This is a genomic window from Pseudomonas sp. 18.1.10, from assembly GCF_024655625.1.
Taxonomy (GTDB): Bacteria; Pseudomonadota; Gammaproteobacteria; order Pseudomonadales; family Pseudomonadaceae; genus Aquipseudomonas.
The window spans coordinates 1-2391 of record NZ_JANLGL010000410.1 but is presented as its reverse complement, the minus strand read 5'-3'; the positions used below and the strand labels follow the sequence as shown (position 1 = coordinate 2391).

Genomic DNA, 2391 nt, shown 5'->3' with positions numbered 1-2391 from the left:
TCAGAAATACATATGCAAGCTGATCCACCGCATTCGCGAGCAAGCCCGCTCCCACATTGGTCCTGCGGTGGCATGGAGGGACGGTTACAATGCCGCTCTCCCGAGGAGCCCGCATGCCCACCTTATTGACCGACTGGCGCGACCGCCCTACTCATCGCCGTGTATGGGCGCTAGCTGCGCCGATGATTCTTTCGAACATCTCGGTACCGCTGGTAGCCCTGGTCGACAGCATGGTCATCGGCCACCTGCCCCACGCCCACCAACTGGGCGCCGTGGCCGTCGGCGCCAGCCTGTACACCTTCCTGGCCTGGGCCATGGGCTTCCTGCGCATGGGTTCCACCGGGTTCGCCGCCCAGGCCGCCGGGCGCAATGATGGTGCGGCGTTGCGGCAAATCCTCCTGCAAGGGTTGTTGCTGGCGCTGGGGCTGGCGATGTTGCTGGGCACGGTGGGCCTTCCCTTCAGCCATCTGGCCCTGGAATGGATGCAGCCCTCCCCCGAGCTCAATCAACTGACCCAGGATTTTTTCCACACGCGCCTGTTCGGCCTGCCCGCCGCGCTTGCAAGCTATGCGCTGGTCGGCTGGTTCCTCGGCACGCAAAACGCCCGGGCGCCGCTGGCGATTCTGCTGACGACCAACCTGGTGAATATCGCGCTGAACCTGTGGTTCGTCCTCGGCCTGGATTGGGGCGTGGTCGGTTCGGCACGGGCCTCGGTGATCGCCGAATGGACCGGCGCCCTGCTCGGCCTGGCGCTCACGCAAAAAGCCCTGCGTGCCTACCCTGGGCATATCGCCTGGGCCGTGTTGAAACGATGGGAAAGCTGGCGCCCGCTGCTGGCGGTGAACCGCGACATTTTTATCCGCAGCCTGGCGTTGCAGTCGGTGTTTTTCATGATTACGGTGCAAGGCGCACGTCTGGGCGATGCCACTGTGGCGGCCAACGCGCTGCTGCTCAACGGCCTGTTGCTCGCCGCCCACGCGCTGGACGGCCTGGCCCATGCGGTCGAAGCCCTGTGCGGCCACGCCATCGGCGCCCGTGACCGCCAAACGCTGCGCCGTTCACTGGTGGTCGCCGGCGGTTGGTCGCTGATCGCCAGTGTCGGCTTTGCCCTGCTGTTCAGCGTCGCCGGCCACCTGTTTATCGCCATGCAGACCGATATCCCCAGCGTGCGCGCAACCGCCGACCTCTACCTGCCCTATCTGGCGGTGTTGCCGTTGATTGCGGTGTGGAGCTACTTGCTCGACGGCCTGTTCATCGGCGCCACCCGCGCGCGGGAAATGCGCAACGGCATGCTGCTGACGGTGCTGCTCGCCCTGCCATTCGCCTGGGCGCTGCAAGGCTTGGGCAACCACGGCCTGTGGATAACCTTCCTGCTGTTTATGGCGTTGCGCAGCCTCACTTTAGGGGCGATTGCCTGGCGCTTGAACCGGCAGGACCAGTGGCTTGGATAAACGCGGTGACGCGGTCCAGCACCGGCGCCAGCCAACGCAGCGGTCGGGAGAGGGAAGCCACCAGCGTCGCGTGGCTGGTTTTGTCGAAGTAGAACGCTTCCACCGGCACGCCTGCCGTGCGTAGCTTCTGCGCCAACCCGCCGGTATTGCGCGTGGGGTTGACCAGGTCGTCATCCGTCGAGGCGATCAACAGGCTCGGTGGCGCGCCGGCAGTCACATGGTTGATCGGCTGGGACTCCGGCGGCGAATCCGGGAAGAAAAACACCGGCCGCACGTCGCGGTTTTCAATCGGCAGGAAGTCATACGGCCCCGCCAAACCAATCCAGCCTTTGAAGATGGCTGGCGACAAGCCCACTTCATTCAACCAGCGCGCATCCAGCGCCAGCATCGACGCGTTGTAGGCACCGGAGCTGTGGCCCATCACGTAGAGCTGCCGGGGGTCGGCGCCGTAGTCGGCGATGTGTTGGTACGTCCAGGCCACCGCTTGGGCGCCGTCCTGGAGAAACGCGGGGTAACGCACTTGCGGGTAAAGGCGGTAATCGGCGATGACCACGACGATGCCGCGCGAGGCCAGGGCTTCGCCGACGAAACCGTAGTCATCCTTGGAGCCGTTGTTCCAGCTGCCACCGTAGAAAAACACCACCACGGGGGCGTGGGCAATCGCCGGGGCAGGTCGGTAGATATCGAGCTGTTGCCGGGGATCGGTGCCGTAGGCGATGGCGGATGTTTTGGTGAAGGTGCTGGAGGGGGTGAGTGCGTTGAGCACTTTGATCGGGGAGCAGGCCGCGAGGAAGGCGGTGAGTGCCAGGGTGAATGCTTGCAGGAGTTTGCTCGACATCTTTCAACCCTCACACAGAAGGTACTACCAAGATGGAGATCCAAATGTGGGAGCGGGCTTGCTCGCGAAAGCGGTGGGTCAGTTAACACATGTGTGACTGAT

At 64.1% G+C, this 2391-nt stretch carries 2 protein-coding genes; one reads left to right on the top strand and one right to left on the bottom strand.

Going from position 1 to position 2391, the window contains the following annotated elements:
- The first annotated feature begins 113 nt into the window (after window positions 1–113).
- Window positions 114–1451: an MATE family efflux transporter gene (locus NUV89_RS29210; protein WP_257784046.1), complete on the top strand. Its 1338-nt coding sequence runs from the start codon at window positions 114–116 to the stop codon at window positions 1449–1451.
- On the opposite strand, the gene NUV89_RS29205 is transcribed toward NUV89_RS29210, so the two are convergent.
- Window positions 1396–2289: an alpha/beta hydrolase gene (locus tag NUV89_RS29205; RefSeq protein ID WP_257784045.1), complete on the bottom strand. Its 894-nt coding sequence runs from the start codon at window positions 2287–2289 to the stop codon at window positions 1396–1398. The genes NUV89_RS29210 and NUV89_RS29205 overlap by 56 nt on opposite strands.
- Window positions 2290–2391 lie beyond the last annotated feature (102 nt).

Coding starts and splice junctions, on each gene's coding strand:
- NUV89_RS29210 (WP_257784046.1), top strand. CDS start 114: ATGCCCACCTTATTGACCGACTGGCGCGACCGCCCTACTCATCGCCGT.
- NUV89_RS29205 (WP_257784045.1), bottom strand. CDS start 2,289: ATGTCGAGCAAACTCCTGCAAGCATTCACCCTGGCACTCACCGCCTTC.